Source organism: Methylomonas sp. HYX-M1, assembly GCF_040741385.1.
GTDB lineage: Bacteria > Pseudomonadota > Gammaproteobacteria > Methylococcales > Methylomonadaceae > Methylomonas > Methylomonas rhizoryzae.
The window spans coordinates 1,128,273-1,155,225 of the sequence record NZ_CP160405.1; the positions used below are offsets into that span (position 1 = coordinate 1,128,273).

18 protein-coding genes and 2 pseudogenes are annotated in these 26,953 nt (G+C 57.9%); 6 read left to right on the forward strand and 14 right to left on the reverse strand.

Annotation, left to right across the window (positions count from 1 at the left end; genetic code table 11):
• Window positions 1–36: 36 nt before the first annotated feature.
• Entirely contained in the window at window positions 37–516 is a 480-nt protein-coding gene (locus AB0A83_RS05270) for a tautomerase family protein (RefSeq protein ID WP_256612749.1), read from the reverse strand.
• Between the two features lie 302 nt (window positions 517–818).
• Between AB0A83_RS05270 and AB0A83_RS05275 the strand changes: the two genes are divergently transcribed.
• On the forward strand, window positions 819–1,739 hold the full coding sequence (locus AB0A83_RS05275) for a LysR family transcriptional regulator (RefSeq protein WP_367155594.1): 921 nt from the start codon (window positions 819–821) through the stop codon (window positions 1,737–1,739).
• On the opposite strand, the gene AB0A83_RS05280 is transcribed toward AB0A83_RS05275, so the two are convergent.
• The 4 genes from AB0A83_RS05280 to AB0A83_RS05295 form a co-directional block, all read right to left on the reverse strand.
• Window positions 1,736–2,458 carry a glutathione S-transferase family protein gene (locus AB0A83_RS05280; protein WP_367155595.1) on the reverse strand — a complete coding sequence of 241 codons (723 nt, stop codon included), beginning with the start codon at window positions 2,456–2,458 and terminating at the stop codon, window positions 1,736–1,738. The two genes, AB0A83_RS05275 and AB0A83_RS05280, sit on opposite strands and share 4 nt — an antisense overlap.
• 124 nt (window positions 2,459–2,582) lie before the next feature.
• A complete protein-coding gene (locus AB0A83_RS05285; RefSeq protein ID WP_150047279.1) occupies window positions 2,583–2,951 on the reverse strand; it encodes a transposase in 369 nt (122 codons plus the stop codon).
• A gap of 85 nt (window positions 2,952–3,036) precedes the next feature.
• Window positions 3,037–3,264, reverse strand: coding sequence for a hypothetical protein (locus AB0A83_RS05290; RefSeq protein ID WP_367155596.1), 228 nt, complete (start codon window positions 3,262–3,264; stop codon window positions 3,037–3,039).
• Window positions 3,265–3,464: 200 nt separating this feature from the next.
• The gene (locus AB0A83_RS05295) at window positions 3,465–3,689 is read right to left on the reverse strand and encodes a DUF1778 domain-containing protein (protein ID WP_150047281.1); all 225 of its coding nucleotides are present in this window, start codon (window positions 3,687–3,689) and stop codon (window positions 3,465–3,467) included.
• On the opposite strand from AB0A83_RS05295, the pseudogene AB0A83_RS05300 reads away from it, so the two are divergent.
• Window positions 3,646–4,038, forward strand: a pseudogene (locus tag AB0A83_RS05300) (DDE-type integrase/transposase/recombinase); the annotation flags it as partial. The gene AB0A83_RS05295 and the pseudogene AB0A83_RS05300 overlap by 44 nt on opposite strands.
• A 15-nt stretch (window positions 4,039–4,053) precedes the next feature.
• On the opposite strand, the pseudogene AB0A83_RS05305 reads toward AB0A83_RS05300, so the two are convergent.
• The 4 genes and pseudogenes from AB0A83_RS05305 to AB0A83_RS05320 all read right to left on the reverse strand — a co-directional run.
• Window positions 4,054–4,248: pseudogene (locus tag AB0A83_RS05305) on the reverse strand (transposase); the annotation flags it as partial.
• A gap of 161 nt (window positions 4,249–4,409) precedes the next feature.
• Entirely contained in the window at window positions 4,410–5,885 is a 1,476-nt protein-coding gene (locus AB0A83_RS05310; protein ID WP_367155597.1) for an efflux transporter outer membrane subunit, read from the reverse strand.
• Window positions 5,882–9,079 (reverse strand): efflux RND transporter permease subunit, encoded by a 3,198-nt coding sequence (locus tag AB0A83_RS05315; RefSeq protein ID WP_367155599.1) that lies wholly within the window; start codon window positions 9,077–9,079, stop codon window positions 5,882–5,884. The genes AB0A83_RS05310 and AB0A83_RS05315 overlap by 4 nt, the downstream gene beginning before the upstream one ends.
• Before the next feature lie 3 nt (window positions 9,080–9,082).
• Window positions 9,083–10,318, reverse strand: a complete 1,236-nt coding sequence (locus tag AB0A83_RS05320; protein WP_367155600.1) for an efflux RND transporter periplasmic adaptor subunit — start codon at window positions 10,316–10,318, stop codon at window positions 9,083–9,085.
• Between the two features lie 99 nt (window positions 10,319–10,417).
• Here AB0A83_RS05320 and AB0A83_RS05325 point away from each other — a divergent pair, with 99 nt between their 5' ends.
• Window positions 10,418–11,041: a TetR/AcrR family transcriptional regulator gene (locus AB0A83_RS05325; RefSeq protein ID WP_367155601.1), complete on the forward strand. Its 624-nt coding sequence runs from the start codon at window positions 10,418–10,420 to the stop codon at window positions 11,039–11,041.
• Between the two features lie 174 nt (window positions 11,042–11,215).
• Here the strand turns inward: AB0A83_RS05325 and AB0A83_RS05330 are convergent, their stop codons facing one another.
• The 3 genes from AB0A83_RS05330 to AB0A83_RS05340 all read right to left on the reverse strand — a co-directional run bounded on the left by AB0A83_RS05330 (window position 11,216) and on the right by AB0A83_RS05340 (window position 15,401).
• A complete protein-coding gene (locus AB0A83_RS05330) occupies window positions 11,216–11,884 on the reverse strand; it encodes an HAD-IA family hydrolase (RefSeq protein WP_150047286.1) in 669 nt (222 codons plus the stop codon).
• Between the two features lie 158 nt (window positions 11,885–12,042).
• Complete coding sequence (locus tag AB0A83_RS05335) at window positions 12,043–14,205, reverse strand: hemerythrin domain-containing protein (protein ID WP_367155602.1); 2,163 nt, start codon at window positions 14,203–14,205, stop codon at window positions 12,043–12,045.
• Window positions 14,206–14,372: 167 nt separating this feature from the next.
• Complete coding sequence (locus AB0A83_RS05340) at window positions 14,373–15,401, reverse strand: GlxA family transcriptional regulator (protein WP_367155604.1); 1,029 nt, start codon at window positions 15,399–15,401, stop codon at window positions 14,373–14,375.
• A 488-nt stretch (window positions 15,402–15,889) separates the two neighbouring features.
• Here AB0A83_RS05340 and grrM point away from each other — a divergent pair, with 488 nt between their 5' ends.
• Genes grrM through AB0A83_RS05355 form a run of 3 tightly spaced genes read left to right on the forward strand, consistent with a single transcriptional unit; the run spans window position 15,890 to window position 22,992 of the window.
• A complete protein-coding gene (gene grrM, locus AB0A83_RS05345) occupies window positions 15,890–17,143 on the forward strand; it encodes a cyclophane-forming radical SAM/SPASM peptide maturase GrrM/OscB (protein WP_367155605.1) in 1,254 nt (417 codons plus the stop codon).
• Window positions 17,144–17,159: 16 nt separating this feature from the next.
• Window positions 17,160–18,734 carry a DUF4062 domain-containing protein gene (locus AB0A83_RS05350; RefSeq protein ID WP_367155606.1) on the forward strand — a complete coding sequence of 525 codons (1,575 nt, stop codon included), beginning with the start codon at window positions 17,160–17,162 and terminating at the stop codon, window positions 18,732–18,734.
• Window positions 18,735–18,747: 13 nt separating this feature from the next.
• A complete protein-coding gene (locus tag AB0A83_RS05355) occupies window positions 18,748–22,992 on the forward strand; it encodes a hypothetical protein (protein ID WP_367155608.1) in 4,245 nt (1,414 codons plus the stop codon).
• Window positions 22,993–23,022: 30 nt separating this feature from the next.
• On the opposite strand, the gene AB0A83_RS05360 is transcribed toward AB0A83_RS05355, so the two are convergent.
• Together AB0A83_RS05360 and AB0A83_RS05365 are read right to left on the reverse strand one after the other, a co-directional pair.
• Window positions 23,023–24,621 (reverse strand): flavin monoamine oxidase family protein, encoded by a 1,599-nt coding sequence (locus tag AB0A83_RS05360; protein WP_367155609.1) that lies wholly within the window; start codon window positions 24,619–24,621, stop codon window positions 23,023–23,025.
• A gap of 125 nt (window positions 24,622–24,746) precedes the next feature.
• Window positions 24,747–26,879: an ATP-binding protein gene (locus tag AB0A83_RS05365; protein ID WP_367155610.1), complete on the reverse strand. Its 2,133-nt coding sequence runs from the start codon at window positions 26,877–26,879 to the stop codon at window positions 24,747–24,749.
• Between the last annotated feature and the right edge of the window lie 74 nt (window positions 26,880–26,953).

The following is a 26,953-nucleotide window of genomic DNA, read 5'->3' on the forward strand; positions in this document are numbered from 1 at the left end:
CGACCGGCTCATTTCGGGCCGGTCACTTGTTCGTTACTAACCCGTCACGCCTGGCGTCAATAAAAAGTGGCCGGCAGGCAGCTTTTCTTGATAGGTGTAGGGGCTGGCCTTGTTCTCGGCCACCCAGCGTTTTTCCGCGATTGATTCGAACGGCGGCGGCAGTTCGCCTTGCAACGACCAAAGATCGAACGGGGTTTCGTCGATGGAAATTTCCCAATCGAAACCGCGCTCTTTGACAAATGGCGCAATCACTTCGTCCAGCGTCCGCATCCACCATTCCCGTATGATGGGGCCGGGTAGGGTTCGGGCGATCTGGTCAACCTTGAAGCGAACAAACTTGTCGTTGCGTACGCCGCCGACGAAGCAATTGCCCGGCTCCACTTCTTCATAAATGACCACGGCATAAAACCTAGGGATAGGTACGCCGGCATAAACGTTGGTAATGTTTTCCGCCAACTGTTGTTTGTCTGCGGCGCTGAAGGCGCCGGTCGGATGGTAGACTTTCCACAAAGGCATGAGGATTCTCCTGAAAGTGAGTTATTAGGCCAACTCGAGTTGGCCCGGTTCGGTAGCCGCTAAGGCCGAAATCCGGCCGCCTGGCGCCGGCGGCGATCCGAATTCGGGCGACGCGCCGTTTGCTCGGATTTTGCGAGACCCTTGGGAGGAACCGAGCTCAACGGCGGCGTCGGCGCATACTCTAGGCCGACGCCAGCCGTGGGTAAAATGGCGAATATTCATGCGCTGATGAATTTTTTCGATGCCGGTTGTCGAGGCGTTTTCGCTAACATGCGGCGCTAAAAATTTGCGGGAATCCAGCTATGGCCGATTTGAGAACCTTCGATTTGAATTTGCTGGTCGCTTTCGATTTGCTGATGCGAGAACGCAGCGTGTCGCGGGCGGCGGAGCGCATGTTCATCAGCCAGTCGGCGATGAGCCACGTGTTGCAGCGCTTGCGCCAGCAATTGGAAGACCCGTTGCTGGTGAAAACCCCGGCCGGCATGGTACCGACCGCGCGGGCCCTGGCGCTGGTAGAGCCGGTAGCGGCGGTGCTGAAGGACGTGGAAGGGTTGATCAAGGCACCGGCCCCGTTCGATCCGGCCGGCAGCCGGCGCTCGTTCGCGATTGCCGCCACCGATTACGTCGAGGCCTTGCTAGTGCCGAAACTGGCGCCGCGCATCGCCCGCCAGGCGCCGGGGGTGAACGTACACTTCAAGCGCACCAGCAACCGGTTTCCGCTTGAAGCGCTGGAGCAGGGCGAAATCGATTTGCTGTTGGGTTTCGAAGTGATGCTGAACCCGCCCAAGCATCTGCATTGCCGGACCTTGTTCGAAGACTGCATGGTCTGCGTGGCGCGGCTCGGCCATCCGGTCGTGAATCCGCAATTGACCCTGGAGGAATACATTGGCCTGCCGCACATCATGCTGTCCGGTACCGGCGCCGGCAGCGGCCAGGTCGATAGCTGGCTGGCCGAGCGCGGCCTGGAGCGGCGGGTGGCGTTGACGGTTTCGCATTTCTTGTCGGCGCCGTTGATTGTGGCGCAAACCGACATGGTCATGGCCTTTCCTAAGCGTGCCGCCGAGCAGCTTGCGCAAAACCAGCCGCTGCAATGGGTGCCGTTGCCGCTGGATTTGCCGGATTACGCCACGGTGATGGTCTGGCATCCGCTGCATGACCGCGAGCCGGCTAATGCTTGGCTACGCGGCGAAATCCGCGCCGCTTGCGCCGATTTGGGCGCCTAAGCGAATTCCGGTTCGCCCAGTTCCGGAAAATAGCGCAACTGCATGCGCCGGCAATATTCTGTCAAGGCCGGTTGCGCCAGCGCGTATTCCTTGACCGGCGAGGCAACCGGACAAGCGAGTAGATTGATCAGGATGCCGTAGGCGGAAGCGTCGACGCTGGCGGGCTGATCGCCGAGCAAGTAGGGCTGGTCCGCCAGCGCGGCAGCCAATGCTGCCACGTCCTGCCGGCCCAACTCGAATACCTGCGCGGCCGGCAAGCGGCCGATGCCGTGGCCGCGAATCTGGCTTTTGATCCGCAGTCGGTAAAGGCTGGCAATGCCATCGGTAAGCAGCGGCGGCAGGCCGTGAAAAATCGCCTGTTTGTTGATGCGCCAATTCTCCGGCCCGGTTTGCCAGCGGCTGTACATGCAGACCCAGTACAAATGCTCTTCCAGCAGGCGTTGCCAAGCCAGGGCTTGGGCTTGTTGCCGCTCGGAAAGGGTTTGGTCCAGCCGGTCGCCGAAGCACTGTTGCAGATAGCTGATAATGATCCGGCTATCGGCGATTTTGCGGCCGTCGTGTTCGATGTAGGGCAGTTTGCCCAGCGGCGCGGCAACCGGTAGCGTTTCCACGATCCGGTACTCGATTGCCGCCATGCGCAGATAGGTTTCCAGCTTGGCGCAAAACTGGCTGGGGTTGGGAATCTGCCAGGCTCTGGGGAATTGGTACAAAGTGATCATTGATGCTCTTCGCAGTGGCTTTTGAATGTGAGGCATTTAGCCGATTTCCCGCGAAAAATATACCCGACTGACCGATATTTTTGCCCACTTTCCTATTCAAAAATTTAACCGGATTGTAATGAACCTAATTCAGATGATTATGAAAGTTGGTTTTGTCGCGCAGGCAATGTTCGTAAAACCTCGGTTGCCACAGCGTTTTCGCACCATTGGATTTGACCTCGGCGGGAACACGCCTAGAAAAAGCGGTTTTCACCATTTGCCAGCGGGTAGAAAAATCGGCATCGCCACAAGGTAAACTCCACAAACAATGCAAATGGTCGGGCAGTATCGCCGCAGCCAAAAGCTTGAAAGGCCGTTTGTTTTTTACTTCTCGGAATGCCTGGCGGAGCAATATCACACGTTGTTTATCGGCAAAAATAGCCTGTCTACGGTCACAAACCGACGTAAAGAAATACGTGCCGCCTGGAATGTACAAACGTCGATAATTACTCATAAAACAACCTTAGAAATCAGATGAAACGGCAAGGCATTCACAGCATGTGGGCCAAAATCCTTGCCATATCCAATACAGCCTTCGCTTATTCCGGCCTATCGGGTTGGAGTAAAGTCAATCGGCGTTGCAAGGCTTCGATGACCTTCTCGGCAATCGAATCATGAAAAGGTTGTTTATCCTGAGCCAAGTTACATTGCTCCAAGGCATCGTAATACGCCAGCTGGGATTCGGCATCGCCGTGAATAATGGCAATGGGGTAGCCGTGTTGCAGCAAAACCAGATTCATCACCAAGCGGGCGGGCGGTGCGGCCATTGCCATTCACAAACGGGTGAAGTCACCAGCCGTTCATGCAGCTCGGCGGCCAGCACAATCTCACCTTCCGCCACGACATAGGTACGGGATGCGCCGCTGACTTGGTTGGGTCTAGCGCGGCGTTTGAGCCAATTGCCCAACCCCGCAGCTAAAATTACCTAGCTGATGCGGTGCGGACAGCAGAATCGGCTCGGACAGTATTAATTCTGCCAGGGTTTGGGAGCGGCCATCAGGCGCTCAAACCCTTCACCGCTGGGCGGTTGATCCGGAAGGGATTCTTCGGCGGCGCGGCGGGCGGCATCGATCATGAATTCCGAGCGGGTTTTGCCCCGAGCTTTGGCGGCTTGGTCAATCAAGGCGCGAATCTCGGTGCGAACCGGATTCAGCGCCGAGCGGCCGAATGCCTTGTGGGTGGCGGATTTCATCTATGTCAAAACCTGACAAGGCTTTGTCTATGTGGCTTTTGTAATCGATGTATTTGTTCGCTACCTCGTCGGTTGGAAAGTCTCGTCTTCCCGCATGCCGACTTTGTACCGGATGTGCCGGAGCAGGCGCTACATGACCGGCAACCCCAGCGCGACGGCGGCCTGATTCACCACAGCGTCCGCGGTGTACAGTACGTGTCGATCCGCTACCGAGCGATTGGCCGAGGCCGGCGTTGAAGCTTCGGTGGGCAGCGTGGGCGACTCTTATGACAACGCCTTGGCCGAAACCATCAATGGTTTGTATAAAGCCGAGCGGATTCACAAACAGTCGTGGAAAAACCGCGAAGCCGCAGGGCAATCGCGCTTAAATTCCACCGATCACTGGTAGCAGGTAATTGTTATCCCATCCGGCCTTGAGTCGCTTGACTTTGACGCCGAGCTTGCGGGATTTTTCGTTTTTGATCAGATTCAGGGCAATGTGGCGGATGGTAGCCAGATTGGCGGCGCTGTGGCCTTTTCGGGTGCGATTACGATCTTCATCGAAGGTAACGTCCAGTACCGGACCATTAAACACAGAGGTCTCATCGAGACCCATTTTCAAGACGCGTGCTGTTGCAGCCACTGCCAACATTTATCCGCGTCCTGGTAACCGATATAACGCGCGGCTAACGACATCGGATTGACTGAAATACCGGGATATTTTGCGTGGACTACTTCACTCTAGCGGAGTTGCTCGTTCGATACTGCCAGGGCTTCTTGCTGGTCGCCGTCCGGTACGGCTTGCCAGCCGCCGCCCAGGGCTTTGTAGACGGCGGTCAATGCGCTGGCGGTTGCGGTTTCACTTTGAGCCAGTCGGGTTTGATCTTGCAGTAACCGAGACTCGGCGTCCAGCACGGTCAGAAAGTCGGTCAAGCCTTCGCGGTATTGCAGTTGCGCCAGTTCGCGGGCTTGCCGGCTTGAAGCCTCGGCTTGGGCCAGCAAATCGCGCCGCCGGCGTTGTTCGCCGTAATTGACTAGGGCGTTTTCGGTGTCTTCCAGTGCGGTCAATACGGTTTGTTCATAATTTGCCAGACTGGCCTCCGCACGCGCGTCGGCTGCTTTGATTTGCGCGTACACTCGGCCCAGGTCCAAGGCCGCCCAACTGATTTTCGGGCCTATCGAATACGATTCCGAGCCCGGCGCGACCAAACCCGATAAGGTCGTCGCTTCCAAGGAAATGCTGCCGACGAAGCTGACCCGGGGAAACAGATCGGCTGTCGCCACGCCGATACGAGCGGTGGCTGCCGCCAAGGTGCGTTCGGCGCTGCGAATGTCCGGCCGGCGGCGGAGCAAATCGGCCGGATTGCCGATGCCGATCAGTTCCGGCGCCTTCGGCAGCGCGGCGTGTGGTGTCAAACGTGCGGCCAAGGCATACGGCATTTCGCCGCATAGTACGCTTAAACGATGTATGGCTTGTTTGAGGCTGGCGTCCAAGTCAGGCAAGCCGGCCCGAGTGGCGTTCAATTGGGCATCGGCTCGCGCCACATCCAATGGGGTTCCGCGGCCGTTAGCGAATTTCGCCTGGGTGATGGTCAAGGTTTGCCGTTGATTGGCTACGTTTTGCTCCGCCACTTGCCGCTGCAATTGCAAGCCGCGCAATTCGAAATAGTTGCGCGCCACTTCGGCAATCAGGCTGATGCCGATGTCGTGCAAGCTGGCCAATTGCGCGTCGACCTCGTCGTTGCTGGCTTCCACATTGCGCCGCACCCGGCCGAAAAAGTCCAACTCCCAACTGGCGTCGAAGCCGGTGTTGTACAGCTTCAGTTCGCGCGGGACGAAGTTGCGGTTGTTCAATGCGCCGCTGCTGCGTTTTTGTTCGGTGTAATTGGCATGCGCGCTAATGACCGGGGCCAATTGCAACCCGGCTTGCAGATACAATGCACGGGCTTCGCGCAAATTGGCTTGCGCGGCTTTCAGCTCGCGGTTGTGCGCCAGCGCGAGCTCGACCAAGTCGGTCAGTTGCGGGTCGTTAAACCCGCGCCACCAGAGCAAGTCGACCGGATTGTCGGAATAAGGACTTGTTTCGCCGTTGGCAAAGCCGGCCGGCGGATGGCTGTCCGGGGTTTGAAAATCCGGACCGACTGCGCAGCCGGTCAGCGCCAGGCTGGCAGCGGCCAATAATACGTGGGTAACAAAAGCGCTGGGTTTTGCGTTCATGGCCGGCCCTGTTCGGAGTCAAGATGTTGAGCGAGCGTAGCGGTTTGACGCTTGCCGCCCAAGCGTTTCGCAACGGCTTGCACTACCACGTAAAACACCGGGGTGAGCAGTAAGCCGAATAAGGTCACGCCTATCATGCCGCTGAACACCGCGGTGCCCAGCAAGCGTCTGGCTTCGGCGCCGGCGCCGCTGGCCACGACCAAGGGAAATACCCCCATGATAAAAGCGAACGAGGTCATCAAGATAGGCCGCAAGCGGATTCGGGCCGCCTCGGTAGCCGCCTCGACGGCGCTCAAACCTGCCTCTTGCCGGTGTTTGGCGAATTCCACGATCAAAATCGCGTTCTTGCTGGCCAAGCCGACCAAAACGATGAAGCCGACTTGGGTAAAGATGTTGTTGTCCATCTGTGCCAGCCAAACCCCGGTCATCGACGACAATATACACATGGGCACGATCAGGATGACCGCGAACGGCAGTGACCAACTTTCGTATTGGGCCGCCAGCGCCAAGAACACGAACACCACGCTGAGCGGGAATACCAGCAGCGCGACGTTGCCGGCCAATACCTGTTGCAGGCTGAGCTCGGTCCATTCGAAATCGAATCCGGGCGGCAATTCGGCGTCCAGTAATTGATTCATGGTTGCTATCGCCTGGCCGGAGCTGATGCCCGGCAAGGTATTGCCATTAATTTCCGCGGCGGGATACATGTTGTAACGGGTGATTTTATCCGGCCCCAAGATGTTTTCGACTTTGGCGATGGCGCCCAAAGGCACCATGCCGCCTTGGGCGTTTTTGGTTTTCAATTGCGCGATGTCGTCGCCGTTCATCCGATAGTTCGCGTCGGCTTGCGCCACCACTTGGTAGGTGCGGCCGAATAGATTGAAGTCGTTGACGTACAACGAGCCCAAATAAATCTGCAAGGTTTCGAAAATGTCGCTCAACGGAATGTCCATAGCCTTGGCGCGACTGCGGTCCACGTCTACGAACAGTTGCGGCACGTTGGCGCGGAAGGTGGTAAACAAGCGGCTCATGCCGGGCTGTTGGTTGCCTTTGCCGATCATGTCCGATACCACTTGCTGCAGGGCGTCGGTGCCGGCGTTATTGCGGTCTTGCACTTGCAGCTTGAAACCGCCGACCGAGCTCATGCCGCGTATCGGCGGCGGGGCGAACACGGCGATATAGGCGTCGTCTATGCTTGCCAAACGCTGACCCAAGGTTTTGACCAAGGCGTCCGCGCTGAGCTCCGGTTTGCCCGCCCGGTTGTCGAAATTGTCCAGGCGGGCGAACAAGGTGGCGACGTTGGATTGCGCCGAGCCGGTCAGTACCGACCAGCCGGCGTATGCGTTGACGTGGGAGACGCCCTCGGTTTCTAAAATGATGCGGCTGGCTTCCTTGACTACCGCTTGGCTGCGCGACAGCGACGCGGCGTCCGGCAGTTGCGCGTACAAAACTAAATAACCCTGATCCTGCTGCGGAATGAAACCGGTAGGGACTTTTTCGAAGGCGAGCAGATTCAGGGCATTCAAGCCGACGTACAGCATCAGTACGACGGCGCTCATCCGAATCAAACGGGCGACCAGGCGCGCATAGCCGGCGCCGAACGCGGCGAAAAATCGGTTGAAAGCGTTGAAAAACCAGCCGAACCAGCGTTCCACGAAACGGGTTACCGCATCTTTGTCGTGGTGAGCCCTATCCAGCAGCAGCGCGCACAAGGCCGGACTCAAGGTTAGCGAATTGAAGGCGGAAATCACGGTCGATACCGCAATGGTAAAAGCGAATTGCTGATAAAACGCCCCCGATACCCCGGTGATGAATGCGGTCGGCACGAACACTGCCACCAATACCAAGGCCGTGGCGATGATAGGGCTGATGACCTCGCTCATTGCGGTGCGCGCAGCGGCGCGGGCAGTCATGCCTTCCGCCATGTGTCTTTCCACATTTTCTACTACCACGATGGCATCGTCGACCACGATGCCGATGGCCAATACCAAGCCGAACAGCGACAGGGTGTTTAGCGACAGCCCCAGGCCGGCCATGACGGCGAAGGTACCGATCATGGACACCGGCACGGCCAGCAACGGAATCAAGCTGGCCCGCCAGTTTTGCAAAAACACGATGACGACCAGCACCACCAGCAGCAAGGCTTCGAACAAGGTTTCCACCACGGCCGCTATCGATTGCTGCACGAACACCACGGTGTCGTACACCAACAAATAATCCAGGCCTTCCGGGAAGCGCGGTTTCAATTTTTCCATGGCCGCCAGCACTGCCGCTTTGGTATCCAAGGCATTGGAACCGGGCAGTTGGAAAATCGCCAGGCCGACGGATTCTTCGCCGTCCAAAAACAGGCCGGAGTTGTAATCCTTGGCGCCCAGCTCGATGCGGGCCACGTCTTGCAAACGGGTGATTTCGCCGTTTTTGTCCTGTTTGATAATGATGTCGCCGAACTGTTCAGCGGTTTGCAAACGGCCCAAGGTACTGACCGTGTATTGGAATTCGGCATTTTCCGGCGACGGTTGCTGACCGACCACGCCCGCGGCGACTTGTACGTTTTGTTCGCGCACCGCCGCGACCACTTCGCCGGCAGTTAGGTTTCTGGCCGCGATTTGTTCGGGATTCAACCACAGTCGCATACTGTAATCGCGGGCACCGAACACGATGATTTCGCCCACGCCGGGTAAGCGGGCCAAGGTATCCTTGATTTGCAACAAGGCGTAATTGCTCAGGTAGACGCTGTCGTAACGGTGATCCGGCGAGATCAGATTGACTACCAGGCTTAAATCCGGACTGCGCTTTTTGACGCTGATGCCTTGCCGGCGCACTTCTTCCGGCAGCTTGGGTTCGGCCAGTGCCACCCGGTTTTGCACCAAAACCTGGGCTTTGTCCAGATCGGCGCCCGGTTTGAAGGCGATGGTCAAACTCATGTTGCCGCTGTTGGTGGATTGCGAGGACATATACAACATATCCTCTACACCGTTGACTTCCTGTTCGATCGGCGTGGCCACCGTGTCGGCCACGACCTGGGCGTTGGCGCCCGGATAACTGGCGCTGACCACCACGGTGGGCGGGGCGATTTGCGGATATTGGGCGATCGGCAGGTCGATCAAGGCCAATGCGCCGACCAGCACGATGACGATGGACAGTACCGCCGCGAAAATCGGCCGGTCTATAAAAAAGTGGCTGAATTTACCCATGAGTTATGGCGCTCCTTGCGCGCTCAGCTCGATGCGCTCGGGGTCGACCGAGAGGCCGGCCTTGAGTTTTTGCCCGCCTTCGACGACGACCCAATCGTCGACGTTCAAGCCGCTTGTTACCGCGCGGAGCGGGCCGACGCGCGCACCCAGCGTAACCGTGCGGTATTCGAGCTGATTGTCCGGTTTTACCACCCACACGAAATTTTGCGCCTGGTCGGCGGAGATAGCCCGTTCAGGCAGTAACAAAGCCGGGTAAGGCCGGCTGCCTTGCACCCGCATCCGGGCGAACAAGCCGGGGCTCAACAAACCGTCCGGATTGGCGAACACGCCGCGCAAGCTGATGGTGCCGGTGTTGGGGTTCTCTTGCGGCGCGACGTAATCCAACCGGCCGGCGTGCGGAAAATCCGCTTCGTCGGCCAGGGCCAACTGCACGGGGATACCGGTCAAATCGCCAGCGTCCGCGCTGCCGAGCCGCTTGCGCCGGTACTTCAACACCGATTGCTCGTCGGCATCGACATAGACATAAACCGGGTCGGTGGCGACGATGGTCGCTAACACCGCGGCATCGCCGCCGGCATTGACCAAGTTGCCGACAGTGACCATTTCCCGGCTGATGCGGCCGGCAATCGGCGCGCGGATTTCGCTGTAATCCAAGTTCAATTGTGCCGTGTAAACGTTGGCCTCGGCGGAAGCGACTGCGGCGCCGGCCTCGCGTAGCGTTTCCCGCCGGGTGTCGTATTCTTCGCGGGATATGGCATTGGCGCGGCTCAGGTTTTCCGCCCGTTTCATGTCGGTTTTGGCCAAATCCGCTTTGACCTTGGCCCGTTCCAGTTCCGCTTTGGCGAAATTTAGTTGGGCTTTGAAAGGTTTTTGATCGATCACGAACAATAAGTCGCCGCGCTTTACCGTGCTGCCGGCGGTAAAGTTCTGCTTTTCCAGAAAGCCGGATACTCTGGCCCGTACTTCGACCGTATTGACCGCTGCCACTCGACCGGTAAATTCGTCCCATTCGCTGACCTCTTGGGCGATTGCTTTGGCTGCTTTAACGCCGGGCGGCGGCATGGACGCATCGTTGTTTACGGCGTCGCCGCAGCCGGTAGCGGCAAGGGTGACGGTTATTAAGCCGGCCCTGATGATTGCCGGTATTACGCTCGCCCGCTGCTTGTCGACGAGGCGGAGTAGAGGCGGGTTGAGCCGGTATATGAGCGGCGTCGACGCAGGGTGGGGCGAGTGTGGCATGGCTGGATGCTCCGGCATAAATAAAAAGGTAATGTACCTTACCGTTTAGTTTATGGTACCCTGTTTTACCGTGTCAAATGTATTTTCGATTGGTTGAACATGGTTAAATGCGGCCGGCCGGCCAAGGGTTGCGAGCAAGAAAGTAGCGACCGCCTATTGGATACGGCCTTACAGCTTTTTTTAGAAAACGGTTACGGCGATCTGAGCATGGAGAGCCTGGCGCGCGAGGCCAGAGTGTCCTTGCGCACGATTTACAACCAATTCGGCGGTAAAGCCGGGGTGTTCGGTGCGCTGATTCGGCGTTGCAGCGACCGGTTCATCGGTAGTTTGAAAGACGGGCAGGACGGCGATCTCGAGCAAGCTCTGGTCGCATTCGGGGTCAAGTTTCTGTTTCAAATATCCAGGCCGGAAGTGATGCGGATGCGGGCGATTCTGATTGCCGAATGTCAACGCTTTCCCGATCTGGCCGTGCAGTTTTATCAAGAAGGCCCCAGCCGCACGCTGGCGCACTTGGCGGAATTCTTCTCCGCCCAACAACGGGCGGGGCGGATTGTTGCCGATTTTTCCGCGCAAATTCTGGCCGATCAATACATCAGCGCATTGCGCGGCGAAAGAATGCAGCGCCAGCAGTTGGGTTTGGAAGATGCTCCAGACCAAGCGGAAATCGAGAGTTGGGTCAAGCTGGCCACCCATTTGTTTTTACGCGGCTGTTGTGCGCCGTAAAGCCCCGATTCGGCCGCTTGCTACGAGTCCGGCGGATGCTGTGGTCAACTTCAAGAGATTTGCACAATTCTGCATTTTCGGCAAAGCGGATGCGTGGCGATGAATTCGGCAAGTTTGGCTTGCATGTGCTCATTAGCAATGCAAACGAGCGTAGCCGCCTGCCTGGCTTTCGCGTCAGTTCGAGTTGAACGGTGGGCGGGCACGGTTAACCAATTGAGTTAACAAGCGGGGAAGCTGCAGCATATCGTCGAATAGTACTTCATCCGCGATTCGGCATGACGCTGTCTCAGCGTTTCGCACATACCGGAAGGCTTTCATGCCTGCCGCTACGGCTGCCTCAATCCCAACATTACTGTCTTCTACCACCACGCATTGGCTGGGCATAAAACCCATCGCATTTGCCGCATATCGGAATAAACCGGGCTCGGGCTTCCAACAGCCAACGTCATAAGCGCTGAAAAGGTTGTCATCGAAGTAGCGGGAGAGGCCGCTAACCTGCAGCGCCTGACGGATTTTCAAAAGAGGCCCGCTCGATGCAATGCATTTGGGAAAGTCAGCGGTTTTGAGCATTTCAAGAACGCCGGGCATAGGTTTCAATTCGCGACAGAACAGTTCCGCCACGTGCTGGCGATAATTCAGTTCGAACCCATCCGGCAACTTCCGGCAAAGACGGCCTTCAAGGTCGGTAAGGATAGACGCCAGCTTCTTGCCGCGATAACGCAGGGTCAAAGCGTCCACCGTATCATCCAGTTGCGGAAGCAGATCGAGAAACGCTTGATTGCAAAGCCCCTCGCTGTCTACAAGGGTACCGTCCAAATCAAAGATTACACAGATGCCGGTCATTTACGGGGGGTACTCCGGCTAGGGGGTGCAAAGTCTGTTGGGGGATGGCTTACCGGGGTCTTGCCCCAAGTTTACCATCGCGGAATCAATAAAGGTCGCCTAATGCGCCAAAATCAACACCCCTGGCTTGCCTGTTACTCCGGCCAGCGCAGGCGCGGTTAAACACTGAATACGTTCATCTCCTTCCAATGCTGGCTGAATACCATGTCCGAGTTGACGATATGCTTGCTCCAGCGCTCGATGAATTCCGGCACATCGCGTTGGCCCAATTGATCGTGTTGGATTTTTTTGTCCAATTCCATTAGCTTCTCCAGCATCAGATTATGTTCCTTGGCGTGGTTCGAATAATGCGTGAACCCCGATTTTTTCATTAAGCTCTCTTCTTCGCCGAAATGTTCCTTGACGTGCTGGTAAAGCTCGAACATCAAGTCAAGCCGTTCGTCCTTGTTGCGGGCTACGCACAATTTTTCGGCAATCTTGAAGAAGTCCTGGTGCTGATTGTCCACCCGTGGATCGCCCATGGCATAACAATCCTGCCACACGCAATGCGCCATGCTGCCGGGCAAGGCTTTGGACATTTCCGTGAGCTGCCGATGTTTGGCGAGGTAGTCCGCGGTCTTGTCGCAGCTTTTTTTAAATACGAATGCTTTACGGGCCTGGTGATAGGCGTCGCTGCCGTAAAAGTTGGCGTGCATCTGCGCCAGTTCGAATTTCCGGTACGCCGCCAACGGTTTGACGGCCTCGTTTCGGCAACGGATTGCGGCCTTTTCGGCCAACATTTTTTGCAGATTGGCCGGGTCGGCGATCAAGGTGTTGACTGAATGGCGGATTTGCGCGTCGAAGATCGCATGCTGCCGGTCGAGCACCTTGTCGACCATGCCCAGGTGCCAGGCCCGGCGTGCGCTGAGCGGCAGGCGCTGTTCGGTCAATTCGGCCGCGGTGGCGTGCCCCACCCGCTTCGGTAATAAATAGGTCCAATATTCGGAGCCGTACAACTCGCCCATGTTTTTGTAGTGCGGGTTGAAAACCACGCCGTCGCGAACGAACACCTTGTCCGGCGCCAGCGCCAATATCGCGCCGCCGGCGCCGGCGTTGCCGGCCACTGCGGCGACGGTGAGCTTGTCCATGGTGGTGATGATTTGCAGGATCAGGTCGTCGATGGCGTTGATGTTGTCCCAGGATTCGTCGGCCGGATTGGCCGCAGCCTCGATCCGGTTTAAATGAATGCCATTGGACCAGAAGTCGCCGCCGCCGGTCAGGACGATGGCTTTCACATCCAGCGTCGCCACGTGTCGATAAACCCGCAACAGCAAGCGGCATTGCTCGGTAGACATGCCGCCGTTGTGAAACTGAAAATGTAAATAGGCGGCCTGGCCGGCGATTTCGTACCAGACTTCCTGCCAGGGATAGTGTCGGCCTGGCCGGGTGTAATCGAGTTCGATGCGCTTGACGGATTTGCCGAACCAGCCCGACAGACCGGATTGCGGTTTCGGCAGCAAATCGGCCAATGCGGTTGCCGCCGGCAGCTTGATCGCCCTGGCATCGCCGGTTTTGGGTTTCAGATGGCCGATCCAGATCGAGCCGTCGAGCGTGGCGCGGCAAATAGCGCCGTCGGCAACGGCGACGATCTCGCCGGGTTTGCCGCCGAAGCGCTCGCCGGCCGCGGCGTTGTATAAATAAAACGGCCGGCCGTACAGATCGTCCAGCACGCCGGGACTGCCGTCGGCGGCGTGGATTCTGGCCAGGATTTCGGCGGTCGTGTGCCTGCACCAGTCAATGCGGCGATCGGCTTGTTTCATGGCCGGCCGCAGCCGGCCTTTGACGTCGGCCCGATTGTAGTCCAGCGGCTCCGGCCGAAAATGCGGCGAATCCAGATAGGTCATGGCTTCCCACAGGCAATCCACCGCGCACTGCGCTACCTCCCGATTGAATATGCTGCTCTTGCTGGCCCGGCGTAGCGGGAAACGTTTCGCCGCCCAAATCGCGCCGGCATCCATTTCCCGGGCGGCGGCCAGCAGCGTTACCCCCCATTCCGCTAGCCGTTCCTGAATCGCCCAGTCCAGCGACGACGGGCCGCGGTCGCCTTTGATGCCGGGATGCACGATCAGGCACAGATAGTTTCGGTAAAGCGCTTCCGGCAGGCGCCGGGTCAGATAGGGACACAGAATCAGATCCGGTTTGAACAATTCCACGCCTTCGATCAGTTGCGCCTCGTTGCCGAGATGCAATTCCACCGAAACGTCGTAACCGGCGTCGTCCAGTTCGGTGTAAAAGCGTTGAGTCAATCCCGAAAAGGCAGTTGAGATCAATAAAATGCGCATAACGGTTCTCCTTGCTGTCGTTACTGCCGGACAAAGCGGCGGCCTGCCCGGCCGGCGGTATCGCCGCGGTTATTGGGGGGAACTTCGCACCGGCCGATAGCGCACCGGGCGCGAACGGAATCGGACGGCTAACGTCCGCGCTGTCGCCGGGTTTTATCCTGGCTTGGTCAATGCAGGGATGTGGCGCGACTGAATCGCTGTCGATAGTTTTGCGGATTGACGCCTAACTGGCGGAGGAAGGTGCGCCGCATCCGCTCCGGGTCCTTGAAGCCGGTCTTATCGGCGACGCTTTCGATGGAGAGTTCGGTAGTTTCCAGAAAATGCCGGGCTTGGTCGATGCGGGCGGTTTCGACGAACTTGGCCGGGGTCATGCCGGTTTCGTTCAGAAACACCCGGGCGAAATTGCGCGGACTCATCGCCAAACGTTCCGCCATCGCTTCCACTTTCAGATCGGTATGCAAATTGGCGACAATCCAGGATTGCAATTCGCGCAAGTCGGTGCGTTGGAACGCTTCGTTGGATAAATAACTGCTGAACTGGGATTGGCCGCCCGGCCGTTTCAGAAACACGACCAGGAAGCGGGCGACATATAGCGCCAAATCGCGGCCCCAGTCTTCCTCGAGCATGGCCAGCGCCAGATCGATGCCGGAGGTGATGCCGCCGGAGGTGAAAATATGACCGTGTTTGATGAAAATCCGGTCGGCTTCGACCTGGATGTTCGGATAGCATTGCGCCAATTGCTGGCTGTAATGCCAGTGGGTGGTGGCAATCCGGCCGTCCAGCAGGCCGGCCTCGGCTAACAAAAAGGCGCCGGTACACACCGAGGCGATGCGCCGGACCTTAGGCGCCATCGCGGCGATCCAGTCCAACAGTTCCCGGTTGTGCACTTCCCGCGAAATATCGCCGCCCGGAATCAGCAAGGTGTCGTATTGGGCCGAACTATCGCCGTAAATGTCTTCGGCGACGACTTGCAGGCCGGACATGGTCGCTACCGGCCCGGGGCTGCTACCCAACAGCTTGATCGTGTAAATCGGCTCGCAGTCGATACCGTGTTGGCCCAAGCCGAGATTGGCGAAGTTGAACACTTCGAACGGCCCGGTGATGTCCAGCGATTCCACGCCGGGAAACACGACGATGCCGATGGTGCGCGATTGGTATTTGAAGTTCTCCGGATGAGCAAAGCTAAATGCCGTCATGACATCTTCCCCCGTTAGCTGATCTCGTTGACAAGCCTACTCGCTCTGGCGAAGGATTCAATGACAACTTTCCCTCGTTTTCCGCCAAGACGCATTGCGGCAGGAACGGCCGGGTTGAGCCCAGTTTAGAACTCCCTATCAATCGAGCCGATCGCCATAGGCTGTCAGCTGCGATTGGCGAAAACCGACTCGGACGCGGCTGTTGATTTCGTCGCTGCCAATAGGAATTTGCTAATCGGAGCGGTCTTCGATCTATCGTTTTAACGGTTTGGGCGCGTGACCGGATAGTTCCGATTTAAGTCGATTGCCGGAAACCTGCCGCGCCAATCGCTATACAATGATCTGCATCATTATTCCCGAGCGGACGCGGATAAGCCGGAACGGGCGTTTGTGCGCTCGGTTCCGGCGCTCCCGTACTTCGGTTTGCGTTCGTGTGGATAAAATGTTTCGTCTTCCATCGCCAAGCAGAAAAATCGACATAATCCCAAATGAAAACGTGGCTTAATCACTGGATGGCAGGTACGGCGGAGCGGGAAAACCGGGCGATGCCGGCCGGACCGTTTGTATTGGCAGACTTTACGCCGCGCCCGGCTACCCAGTTGCTGATACTGCAACCCACGCCGTTTTGCAATCTGGATTGCGACTATTGTTATTTGCCGCAGCGCGATTCGCGCGCCCGAATGTCGCTCGACACGGTGAAACTGGCGGCGCAACGCGTGTTGGAGGACGGCCTGCTGGGACCTGAACTGACCGTGGTTTGGCATGCCGGGGAGCCTTTGGCGGTGCCGGTCGACTTCTACCGGCAAGCGTTCGGCATTTTCGACCAGTTGTTGAGCGGCCGTTGCCGGGTATCGCATTCGATACAAACCAACGCCACGTTAATCGACGCGCACTGGTGCGAGCTGTTTAGTCAACATCGGGTCAGGGTCGGGGTCAGCGTCGACGGTCCGGCAGCGATTAACGATAGCCACCGCAAGACCCGGCAGGGCAAAGGCAGTTTCGCTCAGGTGCAGCGCGGAATGGCAGCGTTGCGCCACCACGGCGTTCCGTTTCACGTGATTGCCGTGGTGACCGCCGACAGCCTGCCGCACGCTCGATTATTGCATGATTTCGTCCTCGAACAGGGCATAGGCGAGATCGGTTTCAATTTCGACGAAGCCGAAGGCCCGCACGCCGATTCCAGTTTGCGCGGACGGGAGGCGGAACATAGGCGTTTTTTCGAACAACTGCTAGCCTTGCAATTGCAATCCGCGGATCGATACCGGGTTCGCGAATTGGCCAATGCCTTGAGCTTGATTCAACACGGCTTGCCGCGCTATTGCTGGCGAGGCCGGGATTGGCCGATGAACGCGCAGACTTTGCCGTTCGCTATCGTCACCGTGGCCTGGAACGGCGATTTTTCGACGTTTTCTCCGGAACTGCTGGGTCAGCCGGCGGCGGAATTCGATAACTTTGTGCTGGGCAATGTGCATTGCGGTGGATTTTTGCAAGCCGCCGAGCGGCCGGCGTTTGCACGTTTATGGGAAGGCATCCTGGCGGGGACTGCCGTTTGCCGACGGTCTTGCGGATATTTCAATTATTGCGGCGGCGGCGCGCCGGCCAACAAATGGTTCGAAAACGGCGGCTTGGACAGCGGCGAAACCTTGTATTGCCGCAGTATGTTGATTCGGCCGTTCGAAACCGTATTGCAGGCCTTGGAACGCGAGGCGGCGGGACAGGCCGGAAGCGGAGAGCAACTATAGAGGATAGGAGCATGGCATGGGCATGATACCTGCCAAAAAAGTATTTCTGAGCAGCACCACCAAAGACCTTTGGCAATACCGGGCCGAAGCCGGCCAACTGATCAAAAAGCTCAATCAGGCTTATCAGAACAAGTTTCAATTGATCGAAGTGACCATGGACACCGAGGCCTTGGACGGCGAGCGGATTCCGGCCCTGGACCGCTCGCGCAAATGGGTCAGGGAAGAGTGCGATTGGCTGGTATCCATCATTGCCTGGAACTACGGCTACGTGCCGGCAGGGGAAAGCCGTAGCGTCACCGAATGGGAATATTGGGAAGGGGTGGAAAGCGGTAAGCCCTGTTTCGTGTTTTTGGCCGGCGAAGTCGGCGACGGCGAAAAAAAATACCGGGCCTTGGGTTCGGATGTGGAAAAGGAAAATCTGGCCGATTGGAAGTCCACCGATTTGGTGCCGCCGGAACATGCCCAGGCCTTGGCAAGCTTTAAAACCAAGTTGCGGGAAAAGGATTTTCGCATCTTCGCCAACATCCAGCATTTTCTGCAGCAGTTGGAAGAGGCCTTCAAAAAGCGCATTGAATTGGAGCTCAAGCAACAGCCGGAAGCGGCCAACGCTCAACGCCAAGATACCCAGTATCTGGTCGAGCTGATGAAGCTGAAAGATCAAATCCAAAACTGTTTGCAGCAGGTGGAGCAATTGGCCGGCTTGAAACAAATCCACGACCGCTTGCACCAGATCCGCCAATTCGGTATTCGCCGCTGGCGCGAGGAAGTCAGCATGCAATGGCAGGACGGTCCGATGAGCGACACCACCAAGGTCACATATTTGCTGGGCTTGTTGAAGATCAAAGAAGCGCGCGGCGAACTGTCCGGTTACGCTCACAATCTGCCCGAACAGGCGGATCTGGCCAATTTGCAGCTGGTGATCGGCAAAGTGTTGGAGACCGAGTTTCAAGATCAACCGAAGGACAAGCAAGCCTTCGATCACATCACCCATCTGTACGCCGCCCGGGTGCAGTCCGCCTTCGTCAATGCCAACGGCACCATGTTGCTGAAAGCTAACAATATGTCCACCTGCTTATTCGATGCGGCGGCATCCGCCGAGTCGACTTTGAAAGCCGACGATAAAGGATTTTTGAAAGAGGTGGTACAGGCGTTGAACGACGGTCACGTCAAAGTGCAGCGTTTGTTCAACAAGCATAACGACTGGCAGGGCATGCACGATCAATTGGAGCGCATAGACCAAACCAAGGGCTCCAGTCTGTTCGTCTACGATTTGGAAGGTTTTTTGGATAATCCGGAGCGGGTTGCCGGGTTGCTGCAACACGCCAAAGCGGTTTCCGAACAGTGCGACTACCGGACCGATTGGTCCAGTAAAATCGCGGCGCTCGAACGGCATTTCGCCGATTTGCAAATCGACCGCAGCGAAGCGACTTACGAGCGGATGCGCAAAGCCTTCGACGACTTGTTTTTCGACGTGGACAAAGATACGTTGAAAAAAGTGGAGAGGGCGGCCGGCTGCGCCCGCCAATATGCCGACAGCGTCAGCGCGCAATGGCAATTGGCCAACCGGCGCCTTGGCGCCAACCCGCAGTAACAGGAGAGCTTAGATGGCCTTGCTAGATTTACGCGATTTGATCAAAGCCGGTAACGAACTGGAGCCCCGTTTCGACGGCTTGCAACCAGGCAGCCCCGAGTTCGAGGAATGGTTGCGGGAATTGCAGGATTGGTTGATGCGCTGTGTGGATTACGGGCGGTTTTTGGACAACGGCAGCCCGGAGCGGCGCGCCTTGCAAGGGCGGGTGGATTATTGGACCTCACGCTTGGGCATGCACGGCGTCGGTTTGCCGATCGACCAGCTGGCCGCGTTCGATCCCAGCGCCGGCGTAGTGCTGGACATCGATAGCCCCTTCCCGGGCCTGAAAGCCTACGACGAAGCCCAGCAGCGGGATTTTTACGGACGCGACCACGAAACCGCCGATTGCATTGCGCGTTTGGAGCGTAATCACATTCTGGTCATCGTCGGCGGGTCGGGTTCCGGCAAATCCTCACTGGCTCTGGCCGGCGTGTTGCCGGCTTTGCGCGACAAATATCCGCAATGGCTGTTTCCCAGCCCGTTCACGCCCGGTGTACGTCCGTTCGAATTTCTGGCCGCCGCGTTGTTGGCTGTAGCGGGTTCGGAGGGCGATGCGGCCGAATTAGCCGGTCGATTAAAAGCGCAACCCGCGCAAGCCGCTGCGGTTTTGGCCGAGCTGACCGGGCCGGGCGCCGGAATCCTGTTGGTGATAGACCAGTTCGAAGAGCTGCTGACATTATGTCAGGATGCCTTGGAACAAGCCGCCTTCGCCGAACTGTTGTGCCTGCTGTCCAGCCCGGCGGTCGGCGCCGCCGGTTTGGATTGCCGGGTATTGCTGACCTTGCGCACCGACCATCTGGCCCGTTTGGAAGCCAGCGAGCCGCTGAAACACCTATACGGTTTGGTCAGCAGCATCGATCAAAGCGAAGGCATTCTGCAGCTGGCGCCTATCGGTTTCGAGCATATACGCCAAGCTATCGAAAAGCCGGCCCGCAAAGTCGGCTTGCGTTTTATTCCGCCCAGCTTGATCGATGCCTTGGCCAGCCAGGCAGCCAGTTTGGTCGACGGCTTGCCGCTGTTGCAATACGCTTTGCGGCGTTTGTGGGAGCAGCGCCCGCGCAGCGAGCCGGTGCTGGACGAACATGGCAGCGTCGTCGAGCCGGGCAAACCCTTGGATTTTATCAATCAAGCCATGTTCGACGCGCTACCGGACGTTCAAGGCGCTTTGGGCAAAGTCGCCGAACAGGTTTATCGGAACTTGGACGACAGGCAACGGGCGTTATGCACGCGCCTGATGCTGGAATTGGTGCTGTTGGACGAAAACTTCGAGCAGCCCTTGCGCCGGCGGCGGGGCAAAGCGGAATTGATGGCGGTACTGAGTAAACAGTGGCCGGAACACGAAGTGGAACGGGTCATCGCGGCTTTCGTCGAGCCCGGCCTGTTGCGGCAAACCGGCGACGACGGCTTGCTGTTCGAAGTGGCGCACGAAGCCATGTTTCGCAACTGGGCTACGTTTCGTGACTGGATAGCCGGTCCGGAAGCCAAAGCCCGCTTGCATGCGATTAAATTGATTACCCGCGAAGCGCTGGACTGGCACAACCATCAACGCTCCGCCGATTATTTGAAGCTGGCCGGCGCACCGCTGCAAGCCGCGCAGCGCTATGTGGACGACAGTTGGCTGGTCGAAGGCGAAGTGACCGATTACGTGGCGGCCTGTATTGCCGAAGAACAACGCAAGGCGGCCGAAAAACGCCTGGCCGAACAGGCCAAGGAAGCGGCTCAGCAAGCGGAAATCGCCAAAACCAAAACCAAATACAAGTATTACACCAGCTTGGCGGTGTTGGTCCTGATACTGGTGAGTGCGGTGTTTTACGCGCTGTGGGCTCAGGCAAGACTGAATACCCAGCAAAACATGATCCATTTGGTGGAGCAGGAACGTAAAAGCGCTGCTTTAAACGTATTGCCGTGGATTTTGGCCTCCAAAACCCAGGCGCCTATCGACCTGGATTTAACCTATTCCAGCGGCAAATACGGCGGTAGCGATTTTCGCTACGTACTGGCACTGGCCTTGGACAATATGGACGACAAATTTCAGTTTACCCCGCGCGGCAGCAGCAATGCGCTGATCGTCGGGCAAGGCAGTGCGGTGTTGCAGTTCGATAACGCCGTTCCGCAGGACAAAGCCTTGCGCGTCTATCGGCTATGCGAAGACGGTCGTTTGGACCAGGCGCCTATCGAGATTCGTTACGGGCAAGGCCAGTTGGCGGCGCAAGCCAACGTGTCCCCGCCTGTGTTGGCAAACGGCAGCGATACCCGGTGGTTGATATTGCCGTTCAAGGTGGCGGGTTCCATGCGCGGCTGGGAGGTGGCGATCCATCGTTTGCAATGGCCGGCTCCGGCCTGCGCCGTCCATGACAAGCCGGACAGCGGTCACGCCGAGGCTATCGACTCCGCCCGGCAAAGCTTTCCCGATGCCAGCGACTTTTCGGACCTGGCTTTTTCGGCGGACGGCCGTTACGCCGCGTTCAGCGTGGTGAGCTATAAACCCAGGATACAAAGCGCCGTTTGGTTGTTCGACGCCGCTAGCCAGCGCTGGCAGGACGCCTCGCCGGCTTCGGTCGGCAAAGATGCGGACGATCACCAAGACGTGGTTTCGGCCCTAGCCTTCAGCGGCGAGCTACGCGACGGCGTGCCGGAGCTGATTACCGGCCGTTTGAACGGGGCGGTCTATTGCGGCGGCAAAATCCAGCCTACGTTGGACGCCAGCCAAGTCCAGCAGATTTCGGTCAGCCGGTTGCGTAGCGCCGGTAAATCCGACAACTGGCTGGTGGACCGGCACTTATCCGGGCAAACCGTGGTGCGGCAATGCAACGGCAGCGCGGAACCGTTGCGCCTGACCTTGGACAAGCAGGAGGCTACCGCCGGCTTGTCGCTGCGCGACATTGATTTCGGTGCCGACGGCGGCGTCCGGCCCGTGGTAAGTTACGTGGCCGACAAGCGGCCGCAATGTTGGGAATTGCGGGCCGAGCGCTGGCGCCCCATGGATTGCGGCTTGGGCGACGCCGTTACCCAGTTCGTCATGGTGAACCCTCAATACGCGGTGGCCGTCGAGCCGGGAGCAGTGCTGCGGCGTATCCGTCAACGTCAGCCGCAGTTTAGCAATCAAGCCGAAGCCAGGGTTGCCGGCGAGGCCGGCGTGGTTTGGCCCAAAGCGGTGGGCCAAGGGACGACGGCCGGCAGCGCCACCCGGTGGCAAGCGATGCATGGCTCGACGACTACCTTCAAGGCAATAGCCGGCACCGACGTGGAAATTCTGTGGGCCGCAGTGTCGCCGCACGGTCACTACATCGCTTGGTTGGACGGACACATCGACACCACCAAAATCGATTTGCATATTTATAACGTGGAGTCCCGGCAGCTGGTGGAACTGCCCAAGCCGCCGGAATTGGACAGGAAAAATATCGACGCGGTGGATTTGGTGGTCACCGACGACGGCATGGCCATCTTGGGAGTCCTGGACAAGCTGCATTTATACAGCGCCGATGGCGTTAAAGAAGAAGCGGTGATGCTGAGCCGTTTGAACGGTAATGCCGAATTTACCGTCGATCCGAATATCAATTGTTTGAACTTGTCGGAAGACGGCAAGCGTCTGGTGATAGGCACCAAGGGCGGGATGTTGGTGGCTGCTGCGGTGGTTCCCGGCAACTTGCTGAACACCGAGCAGAAATACCCGTATATGCGCGCCAACGTGGCGGCTTGCGCGGTGGACAACAGTGGTTTGTTGGTGGGCGGCTACGAAACCGGCGCCATAGAGGTATTTCCGGCCGATAGCGCTGCTAAACCGTTTGTGTTGCCCTTGCATGCCGCGATTCAGGTCACCGAGTCCGTGCACACCCTGAGTCTGGATCTCGCCCGCGGTTATTTGGCGGCTTTGTTCGACAAGCAAAGCGGCAACTGCACGGCCAGCGGCTTGTCGGGGCAGTCGGTACGCATTTGGAGTTTGGACGCCGCGGCCGGCACCCCGCTAGTATCCAATTATTGCATCCCCAACCGCGACGTGCTGGCTATCGGCCGTTTGCACGAGCAGGACGGCGGTTTGCACTTGCCTGTGGTATTTGCCGATACGGTGGAGCTCAGACCCTGCCGAGGTTGCGCCGCACCGGCGGAATCGGCCGACGCCGTGCTGCAACGTTTGATGGCTGAGGCGATGCGTAATGGCGCGGAAGAGAAAGGGGATATGCGCGAATTCGGTATCGAATTGAAGGCGGCGGCGCCGTGAGCCGTCGAAAACGATAGCGTTGCGCGCCGACTATGCGTGGTTCCGGGCTATCTGCAAGGCGCAGGCGGCGGCTAGACGCCCGGTTTGCGCACCGCCCTCCATAAAGCCGTAATAAGCATCGCTGAGTTGCTCGCCGGCAAAAATCAGGTTGTCGAATACCACTTGTTGTGCATCGGCCGGGCCGGCTTCCACCCAAAAAAATTCGGCGAATTCGGTTAGTTGTCCGGGCTTAAAGTTCGCGTATCCGCCGCCGGTAAAGCGGCTTCGTCCCCATGCGCTTTTCAGCAGGGTTCCGGTTGCCGAATCGCCGGCGCCGGGTAAGACGCGCTCCAACTCGGCAATGAATTGTCGGCCCAGCGCTTTGAAATCGCGGCTTCGGTTTAACCGTTCGACTTGCTTGCCGCCCAAGAAAAAATTCAGCGCGCCGTTCGGTCGCTTGGGTTGACGTTGCGATTCGTCCCATACGGCGGCAAACCCCATATCGGTCCATGCCGCCAAGCTGAAGCCGGCCGGGTTGCGCCAGAATCGTTCGGCGAATCCGGCGATCAGTTTTTCATTGGCGCCTAAGCCGGTTTCGTTGACGAAACGGCGGAATAAATCGGGCAGCCGCACATTCAGCGCGACTTGACGGAGGGCCGGAAACGGCATGGCGACGATCACGATGTCGGCCGATTCCGAGCTGCGGTCGGCAAAAGTCAATTGATAGCCGTCGCCGAAGTGCGTGAGACTGTGCAAAGCCTTACCGTAGCGGATTTGTCCCGGCAAGGCTGCTGCCAGCGCGTCGGTGAGTCGGGCCGAACCGCCGGTGACCGCAAACGCCTCGTCGCTGTAACCGAGTATTTCCACCGAGCGGCCGTCGACTTGCGGTAATAAAAACAGCAACTGCAAGGCGGAGGAATCGGCGGGTTCCGCGCCGTATTCGGTACGAATGGCGTTTTCGAACAAGACCCGGACATAGCCTGCCCGGATTTTGTCTGCATGCAAATTCAGGTAGTCGGCAACCGAAAGCTGATCGAAAAACGGGGCATAGCGCTCCCAATCCCGGTCGATCAGGGCGGCGTCTTCGCTAATCTGTGCGGCTAGCGCGAATATGTCGGCGGCTAAGTGCTCGGCGTCGTAGCTTAGGCCGTCGAAAAAATAGGCTTCTTCGGGAATGTCAGTGCGGGCGGCGTCTTTGAGTCTGTCGAACAGCGCAATGTCGAAGGCTTTGGCTAGCGCGCGCATCTCCAAATGGTCGGTATTGATCAGTTCGGCGCCGAGGTCGACGGTCAAGCCGTCGTCGATAGTGACGGACAGCATGCGCCCGCCGGGTCGGCTGCGGGCTTCGTACACCGTGGCGATAATCCCGGCTTTGCGCAGCCGGTATGCGGCGTTCAAACCGGCGATGCCGGCGCCGATAATGGCGACGCGCGCCGCCGGCTGCGGCTTGCCGGCGAATGCCGGAGCGATGCCGCTCAATTCCAGCACGCCGCCTATTCCCGCTGCAACCGAGGTTTTGACGAAGCGGCGTCTATCCCAACCGAGAACGGTATGCGGAAGCGGGGCAGGCCGCTGCCGGGATTCAAGATAGTCGCGTCTAGCGGCTTGTAAAGCTAGGACGAGTTTGCGAAATAAAATGCTGTGCGCCACGACAAAGCTCCTGAGCAAATGGAGAGAAGAGCATATTTTGCGTCGGAATCCCTTATTAGGGAACTAGTTTGCTTGGCGACGATGCGACCGGGAAATCAGGTGCCGGACGGCTGCCAGCATGTCTATCACGATAAAAACTTATCGATTTCAGCGAATAACTTGCTGACTTCAATAGGCTTGGTCAAAAAACCGGCAAAACCGGCCGCTTTTTCTTTGAGACTCGGTTCTTTCGGTATGTTTGCGGTTACCGCGATGACCGGGATATTGACCGTCGGCGGATGGGCTTTCAAGGTTTCCAAGGCTTGGTAACCGCTCATCCCGGGTAAATTGATGTCCATCAGGATCAGCGACGGCGGGTTAGCCAACGCCAGACCTATGCCTTGTTCGGCGTTGCCGGCGACCAATAAGGTGATATTGGGGCGCTTCTCGAAAATGCTGCGAATCAATTTGACGTTTTGCGGGTTATCTTCGATGTACAGCACGTTGTAACGCCGGTGGCCGGCGGTTTTGGCGGTGCCGGCCGTTGGCGGCGCCGATTCGTTGACTTGAGCGTCGAATTCTTCGCAAATAGGGAAGCCTACCCAAAAAGTACTGCCTTGTCCCGGCTTGCTGTCGAAGCCGATTTCGCCGCCCATGGCTTCCGTCAAACGTTTGGTGATGACCAAGCCGATGCCGGTACCTTCGATATGGCTTCTTTCGGCGCCGAGACGGTCGAACGATTCGAACACCCTGTTTTGTTTGTCTGCGGGAATGCCGATGCCGGTATCGCTGACACTGATGCGTACTTGCCGGTCTGTGCTCTGCGTGCGTAAGCGGACTTGACCGCCATCCCGGTTATATTTGATGCCGTTGGATAAAAAATTAATGACGATTTGCCGCAAACGCTTGCGGTCCGCGTAAACCGTAAGCTGTTTGCTACCGTCGCAGTCGACGTTGATGTCTATATTGCTTTCCCGCGCGCTGGGAGCAATCAGGGCCAGACTGTCGGCAATGACCGCTTGGACGTTGACGGGTTGCATCATGTAATCCAGCTTGCCGGCCTCGATGCGGGACAGGTCTATCAGGTCGTTGATGATGGACAACAGGTGCTTGCCGGCGTTTTCGATTTCCGCGGCAACTTCGCGGGTTTCTGCCGGATTGTGCTTGTCCATTGCCATCAATTGCGAGAAGCCGAGCACCGCGTTTAGCGGCGTGCGTAATTCGTGGCTCATGCTGGCCAAAAATTCGCTTTTGGCCCGGTTGGCTGATTCGGCTTGATTTTTGGCGTTTTCCAGTTCCGAAATGTCGCGGGTCACCACCACCGTATGGCTGACTTCTCCGCTTGGGGCAACGTAGGGGTAATAGCTGATCGCGCATTCGCGCGTCCCGATGGCCGGGAAATCGATTTCGGCCTGATGCGATTGCGGTACGCCTTTGGTAAACACGTGCTCCAATTGCGGGGCGATAAACTGCGAATAACGGTACTCACCCCAAACTTCGCCCGCGGAGCGGCCGATTGCCTCGGAACGCTTGACGCCCATACGCGCGCACCAGCCGTCGCTGACCGCTTCGTAGCAATGTTGGCGATTGAGCACGCTCATGGCATCCGGCACGCTGTTGACGATGAATTCGTAGCGGCTTAGCTCGGCCTGACGCTGCGACAAGGCGTATTGTTGCTTGAGCACGTCGTTGAAGTTGTCGCTGATGCGTTTGCCGTTGACGCACAAGTACAAGGTGATCAGGCCTATCGACAGTGCCGCGGACAAATGCAGCGAATCGCTGCGGCTTAGACTGATTGCGAAACCGGCCAACAGCGCGGGCGAACAATACAATTGGTAGGAAATTTTGTCGGCCGATAAAAAGGTAATACCGCCGGCAAACAAGCCGAACAAGCAAAACAACACGAAGAATACATAAGGCGCATCAATGGCCGGCAAAAACAACACGGCGGCCGCGCCCCAAATCAAACCGAATACGGCCATGTGCAAACGGTATAGCTGTAACCACTTGCCATAATCCGATAGGCTGCCGGCTGCGCGTTGGCTGCGGTAGGCGCTGGTAATCGCGATGCGTAACAAAAGCGCCGGAATTTGCAGCAACAGCCAGGCGGCAATATGCATGGCATTGGCCACTTGCAGCAGCACCGAAGCCATGACGATCGCTATCATGGCATTGGACAGCAATTCCATGGCGATGCCGCTGTAAAGGTTGTGGGTGCGGGTTTCCAGGCTAAGACGCGCGAGTGCGGCGTCCGGCGCCGCATGGTTTGTGGCGTTCATAGGCGGAATCCTTGGCCGATGGGCTGAAGTGCGTGTTGATGGGAATTGGCAATTGAGCAAATTTAGCATTTTCC